We start from the raw sequence: 6,000 nt of genomic DNA on the forward strand, positions 1-6,000 counted from the left end.
GGATGAGTCAGGCGCAGCAGGGGAGAATCCATGGGCAAGGGACGGGTCGAGGCATTTTCCGATGGCGTCATGGCCATCATCATTACCATCATGGTGCTGGAATTGAAGGTGCCGCATAGCGCGGATTTTTCCGCGCTGGCACCGCTATGGCCCACCTTTCTCAGCTACGTGCTGTCCTTCATCTATGTCGGCATCTACTGGAACAATCTGCACAACATGTTCCACACCGTGCAGCGGGTCGATGGCCGCGTGCTGTGGGCGAATTTGCATCTGCTGTTCTGGCTGTCGCTGATGCCCGTGACCACGGCCTTCATGGGTGAAAACCATTTCGCGCCGGTGCCTGTGGCCGTTTACGGTGTTGTCCTGGCGCTTTGCGCGGCCGCCTACTTCATTCTGGTCGTCCTCCTGCACCGGCTGCATGGCAACGACACTGCCTTCGCCAGAGCGGCAGGCACCGATCGCAAGGAAAAGATCTCGGTGGTCCTCTACATCGCCGCCATTCCACTGACGTCAGTCAATCAATGGATCAGCGTCGCGCTCTATGTGCTGGTTGCCATGATCTGGTTCGTGCCGGACAAGCGTTTCGAAAGGCAGATCGAAAAATAGGTCCGCCCTATCCCCGCATCGCCTTCAGCTTTTCCGCCACCGAGGCCGCAAGGTCGGCATAGCGCTCCTCCAGCCGCTCGGCCGCCTTGATCACCGAAAAATCATGGCCGAATTTTTCCAGCGCCATGCGCAGCTTCTCGACGAACTCCGCCTGCTTTTCGAGCGCCGAAAACAGCGTTCTCACTTGCGCTTCGCTGATGTCGGGATTGGCAAGCATTTGCGGCACCTCACGGCTCATCTGGTCGCCGGTGGCGGTCTGTTCTTTCAGGATCTCGATCCAGTCGGTCAATCGGTAATCTCCTTCTTACGCGGACAGCATGCGCAGCGCCTGCCGATGTGGTCAACCCAAGGACGCCCAAACGGGCTTGCGCGAGCCTGTCGCCGCGTTAAGTTCGGCGCAACCTGAACGAGGACACGATCGATGACCACCGACGCCGAAATCCAGAGCGCTTTGCCTGCCCTTGGCTCCGGCAACGTTGCCGTCATCACCGGCGGCGCCAGCGGCATCGGCCTTGCCGCGGCCAGGCGGCTGGCGGCAATGGGCCTGAAAATCGTGCTTGCCGACATCGGCGGCGCGCGGCTCGACGAGGCTGCCGGCGCCGTTGCAACGATTGCCGGCGACAGCGCGGTACTCGCGGTCGCCACCGACGTCTCGAAAGCCGACGAAGTCGACCGGCTGGCCGAAAAGGCATTCGATGCCTTCGGCGGCGTGTCGCTGTTGATGAACAATGCCGGCGTCGGCAACAATCCCGGCAAACCCTGGGAGAACCGCGACGCCTGGAAGCGGCTGCTGGACATCAATTTCTGGGGCGTCGTCCATGGCGTCGAGGCCTTCGTGCCACGCATGCTGGCTGCAGGAAAACCGGGCCTGATCGTCAACACCGGCTCCAAGCAAGGCATCACCACGCCGCCCGGCAACCTTGCCTACAACGTCTCCAAATCGGGCGTGAAGAGCTTTACCGAAGGCTTGGCGCATGCGCTGCGCAACGAGCCCGGCGGAAAGATTGCTGCGCATCTGCTCATTCCGGGGTTCACTTTTACCGGCCTGACCGAGGGTGCAACCGAAAAGCCCGCCGGCGCCTGGACCGGCGAGCAGGTGATCGACTTCATGCTGGCCGCGCTGGTGCGTGGCGACTTCTACATCCTGTGCCCCGACAACGAGGCGACGCGGCCTATGGACGAAAAGCGCATGGCCTGGGCGATCGGCGACATCATCGAAAATCGCCCTGCTCTGTCGCGCTGGCACCCGGACCACAAGGACGCTTTCGCGGCGTTCATGGAAAGCTGACGCTCACGCCGCATGCGTCTTCGAGCCGCGCTTTTGTGCAGTGGCTTTCATGCCCGCCGTATCATGCCGTTTCGCCGCCTGTTCACATTTTTTGCGAATCTCCTCGACCTCGGATTCGGTCAGGTGCTCGATGCCGATAAAGGTATTGTGAGCTTTGCCGACCCGGATCAACTCGTCGAGTTTCGTTTGAATCGCCGTGCCGTCGCGGTTCTGGGTGTTCTGGATGAGGAACACCATCAGGAAGGTGACGATCGTCGTGCCGGTGTTGATGATGAGCTGCCATGTATCGGAAAACCCGAACATCGGTCCGCTTGCCGCCCAGACAACGATGATCAGAAAACAGACGGCGAATGTCGCCGGCAGACCGGCAAGATGGGCAACGTAGGTGGCGATCCTGGTGAAAAGCTTCTCCATCATGGCAGGAGAAACAACCAGCATCCGCTCCGGGTTCCCTCCTTTCACCGACGTAGCCGTTTAGAGACCCGCAAGGATCAGGGGATTTCGTGCTCCCAGCGGTCGAGAAAGGCCTCGATGGAAAGCGCCTGCATGTCGGGAATGGCCCTGGCGAGTTTTTCGACCGACCAGTCCCACCAGCCGAGGCTTTCAATCCGCGCAGCGGTTTTCTCGGCAAAACGCTGGCGCAGCGGCTTGGCCGGAACGCCGGCGACGATCGCATAGGCAGGTACATCGCGCGTCACCACCGCATTGGCGCCGACGATCGCGCCATTGCCGATGGTCACATCAGGCATGATTACCGCGCCATGGCCGATCCAGACGTCGTGGCCGATGGTGACGGACGTCGCCCGCCGCCGTTCGCGGAACGCCGCGTCGACGCCCAGCCAGCGAAAATACTCGTTTGGCCGGTAGCTGACCTTGTGCTGGGTCAACCGCTCAATCGGATGCTCGAGCGCGTTGATACGGCTGTTGGCGGCGATCGAACAGAACTTGCCTGTTGTCGTGTAGATCGCCTCGGCATGGCGCTCGAAATAGGAGAAGTCACCGACTATGACTTCGCGCAGGATGACCCGCTCGCCGATCGAGGCGTAGCGCCCAAGCTTGCATGCCTTCAATTCCGCGGTCGGATGAATGCGCGGCTCGGGGTCTTTCAGGACAAGATTTTCGGGACGGTCCATGCCGGCGGCTTTACGCCCGAGCGATTGGTCCCGCAAGCGGGGACCAATCGTCGTCACCTGTTTCCAGAGCCTATTTCGGCTTGCCGTTGGTCCACACCACGTTCTGGCCATAGAGCGGCACCGTGGTGACCGACATTTTCGCCGAACCGTCCTGCACCTGGCGCGAATGCGACAGATAGATCAGGGTCTCGTTGGTCTTGTCGTAGATGCGGTTCACCACCTGTTTCTTCCAGATCAGGCTGATGCCTTGCTTGAACACCTCCTCGCCGGCCTCGCTCATGTCGATGTCGCCGATGGTGATCGGCCCGGTTTGGCGGCAGGCGATCGAGGAATCGGATGGGTCCTCGAACCAGTTGCCCTTTTGCAGGCGGTCGATCACGCCACGGTCGAAATAAGAGACATGGCAGGTCACGCCTTCGACCTTCGGGTCCTTAATCGCCTCGACGATGATGTCGTTGCCGAGCCAGTCGACGCCGACCTTGCCGACCTCCTGGGCGACAGCCGCACCAGCACCGACGACAAGGCACGCGGCCAAAGCGCCGCCGATCAGTTTTCGCCCAATCAGTCCTTGCCCAATCAGTCCTTGCAAGAAAGCCTCCTGCCGTTCGAGTTTTGCCGACCTCAGGTGGGACGGGCGGCAGCACTTTGCAAGCGGATCATTTTTTTAAGAGAAAGCCGGTTGCGGCAACGCGACATCTTTGCGCGAGCGAGATCAAACCGCTAAGAGTGTTCGCCCAACAAGCTCCAAAGGCGCCGACACGGCGCCAATGAAAATCGCGACGGACAGCCAATTGATGATGCGTTCAATACTGGTCGGCATTCTCGTCCTGATGGCGGCGGGCATCGGCTGGCTCACCTTCGAGTGGTACCGTGGGCATTATGGCGGCGAGCCGTTCGGCGCGCCGTTCACGCTGGTCGACCAGAAGGGCGCTCCGATCAGCGAGGCTGCCTTTCGCGGCCAGCCCAGCGTCGTCTTCTTCGGCTTCACCCACTGCCCGGAAGTCTGCCCGACCACGCTGTTCGAACTGGCCGGCTGGCTGAAGACGATGGGCGACGATGGCAAGAACCTGCGCGCCTATTTCGTGACGGTCGACCCGGAGCGCGACACGCCCGAAATCATGAACGCCTATATCAGCAACTTCTCCGATCGCATCCTCGGCATCACCGGCGACCCGGACAAGGTCCGCGCCATGGCCAAATCCTTCGGCATCTATTCGAAAAAGGTCGATACCGGCAACGGCGACTACACGATGGACCACACTGCTTCGGTGCTGCTGCTCAACGCCAGGGGCGATTTCGCCGGCACCATCGCCTATGGCGAAAGCCCGGACGCCGCCATCGCCAAGCTCAAGCGGCTGGCGGCAGGTTAGTGCATGGTCCCGAACCGACGGTCCGCGCCAGCGAAAAGTGGGAACCGGTTTTCGGACAAGATCATGCTCACGAAGAAAATCGTTTGATGACCCAAACGCGGCTTTATTTCAGCACTGGAAAGATCGAGGCCGACCGTATCTTCGCGGCGTTCGAAGCGGCATTCGAAGATGAGGGCCTGCCGATTGGCTTGGTCGAAGTCGACGAGGACCGCGACATCCACGAAGTGTCACTCTATGCCGACGGCGATGTCGATGCCGTCGAGGCGCGCTTGAAGGAGATCCTTGCCGGGCTGGCCCTGTCGAGGCCGATTGCGCGCGAGCCCGTGCCTGATATCGACTGGGTGACGCGTTCGCTGGAGGGACTGAAGCCGGTGCGCGCCGGCCGTTTCTTCGTCCACGGCGCGCATGACCGCAGGAAGCGCCACAGCGGCGAACTCGCCATCGAGATCGAAGCGGGCCTCGCCTTTGGAACCGGCCATCACGGCACCACCGCCGGCTGCCTCGAAATGCTGGAACAGGTCGTGCGGCGCGAACGCCCGCGCAACGCGCTCGACCTCGGCACCGGCAGCGCGGTGCTGGCCATCGCGCTGGCCAAGCTCGCCCATATTCCGGTGCTGGCGACCGACATCGATCCGGTCGCCACAAAAGTCGCCGCCGCCAACGCGCGGCTCAATCACGTCAAGGCGCTGGTGGAGACGGTGACGGCGCCGGGCTTCCACCATCCGATTTTTGCCGCGCGCGGCCCTTTTGGCCTCATCGTCGCCAATATACTGGCGCGGCCGCTGATGCGGCTGGCGCCCGAAATGGCCAGGCATGTCGGTTTGGGCGGCTCGATCGTGCTGTCGGGCATCCTCGACCGGCAGCGCGACGCGGTGATCTCCGCCTATGTCGGCGAGCAGTTCCGCCATGTCAGGACGTTGCATCGCGAAGGCTGGGTGACGATCCACCTCAAGCGGTGACGCGCAGCGCCTTCAATTGCACGCCGCAAATTCGCTCAGACATAGCGCGACCTTGCCGCCTTCTTCAGTTCTTCGCGATCGTAGCCGTTCGCTTTCAGCGTTTCGTCGTCAAAGCCAAGCAGAACCCCGCTCACATAGCGGCTCGCTTCGCGCTGGCGCGCTTCGATGAGAGCGTTCACGGCGCTTCTGAAAAATCCGCGTCTGGCTGAAATCGTGGACATGATGGTCTCCTTTGCAGGGCAGTAAGACTCGTTCCTCCACGCCAAAAAGGTAAGCTCTGCTGACCTTTTTTTAAATCGCTGATTCTGCATGGCGTCCATGCGCAAAAGCGATGCTGGACCGAACAGGGCAATCACTGCAGGCAAAAGAGGGCCTCCCAGCTCACGTAGAATGACCACCGTCGATGTCGGCGCTGCCCCTCATTGCCCTGCCGGGCATTTCTCCCCGTATAGTGACGGGGAGAAAACGCCTTCGCGAACGATTTCGCCAATCTCCAGCGTTGCGGAAAGGATGCCGAGGTTGCGGTCAGCCCCTTCTCCCCGTCACTATACGGGGAGAAGATGCCGGTGTCCGAACCGGATAGATAGGTAACAGAATGGACTGATTGCATGGGTGACAGTTTTCTCCTTCGCCGGGAGGACCGG

At 61.2% G+C, this 6,000-nt stretch carries 9 protein-coding genes; 4 read left to right on the forward strand and 5 right to left on the reverse strand.

Going from position 1 to position 6,000, the window contains the following annotated elements:
* Positions 1 to 30: 30 nt before the first annotated feature.
* Positions 31 to 606: a TMEM175 family protein gene (locus AC0L28_RS14700; protein ID WP_287173475.1), complete on the forward strand. Its 576-nt coding sequence runs from the start codon at positions 31 to 33 to the stop codon at positions 604 to 606.
* A gap of 7 nt (positions 607 to 613) precedes the next feature.
* Here the strand turns inward: AC0L28_RS14700 and AC0L28_RS14705 are convergent, their stop codons facing one another.
* Complete coding sequence (locus AC0L28_RS14705) at positions 614 to 895, reverse strand: hypothetical protein (RefSeq protein WP_128167136.1); 282 nt, start codon at positions 893 to 895, stop codon at positions 614 to 616.
* A gap of 132 nt (positions 896 to 1,027) precedes the next feature.
* Between AC0L28_RS14705 and AC0L28_RS14710 the strand changes: the two genes are divergently transcribed.
* Complete coding sequence (locus AC0L28_RS14710) at positions 1,028 to 1,894, forward strand: SDR family NAD(P)-dependent oxidoreductase (protein ID WP_287173478.1); 867 nt, start codon at positions 1,028 to 1,030, stop codon at positions 1,892 to 1,894.
* A gap of 3 nt (positions 1,895 to 1,897) precedes the next feature.
* Here the strand turns inward: AC0L28_RS14710 and AC0L28_RS14715 are convergent, their stop codons facing one another.
* The 3 genes from AC0L28_RS14715 to AC0L28_RS14725 all read right to left on the reverse strand — a co-directional run bounded on the left by AC0L28_RS14715 (position 1,898) and on the right by AC0L28_RS14725 (position 3,616).
* Positions 1,898 to 2,308, reverse strand: a complete 411-nt coding sequence (locus AC0L28_RS14715) for a low affinity iron permease family protein (RefSeq protein WP_287173568.1) — start codon at positions 2,306 to 2,308, stop codon at positions 1,898 to 1,900.
* Positions 2,309 to 2,385: 77 nt separating this feature from the next.
* Positions 2,386 to 3,027 (reverse strand): LbetaH domain-containing protein, encoded by a 642-nt coding sequence (locus tag AC0L28_RS14720; protein ID WP_236386109.1) that lies wholly within the window; start codon positions 3,025 to 3,027, stop codon positions 2,386 to 2,388.
* A 70-nt stretch (positions 3,028 to 3,097) separates the two neighbouring features.
* Complete coding sequence (locus tag AC0L28_RS14725; protein WP_287071432.1) at positions 3,098 to 3,616, reverse strand: CreA family protein; 519 nt, start codon at positions 3,614 to 3,616, stop codon at positions 3,098 to 3,100.
* Positions 3,617 to 3,821: 205 nt separating this feature from the next.
* Between AC0L28_RS14725 and AC0L28_RS14730 the strand changes: the two genes are divergently transcribed.
* On the forward strand, positions 3,822 to 4,397 hold the full coding sequence (locus AC0L28_RS14730; protein ID WP_091594485.1) for an SCO family protein: 576 nt from the start codon (positions 3,822 to 3,824) through the stop codon (positions 4,395 to 4,397).
* A gap of 86 nt (positions 4,398 to 4,483) precedes the next feature.
* Positions 4,484 to 5,356 carry a 50S ribosomal protein L11 methyltransferase gene (locus tag AC0L28_RS14735; RefSeq protein WP_473478241.1) on the forward strand — a complete coding sequence of 291 codons (873 nt, stop codon included), beginning with the start codon at positions 4,484 to 4,486 and terminating at the stop codon, positions 5,354 to 5,356.
* 35 nt (positions 5,357 to 5,391) lie between these two features.
* Here AC0L28_RS14735 and AC0L28_RS14740 read toward each other — a convergent pair whose 3' ends face one another.
* A complete protein-coding gene (locus AC0L28_RS14740) occupies positions 5,392 to 5,721 on the reverse strand; it encodes a hypothetical protein (RefSeq protein ID WP_353682784.1) in 330 nt (109 codons plus the stop codon).
* Positions 5,722 to 6,000: the final 279 nt, after the last annotated feature.

It is taken from the genome of Mesorhizobium sp. WSM4847 (assembly GCF_055811335.1).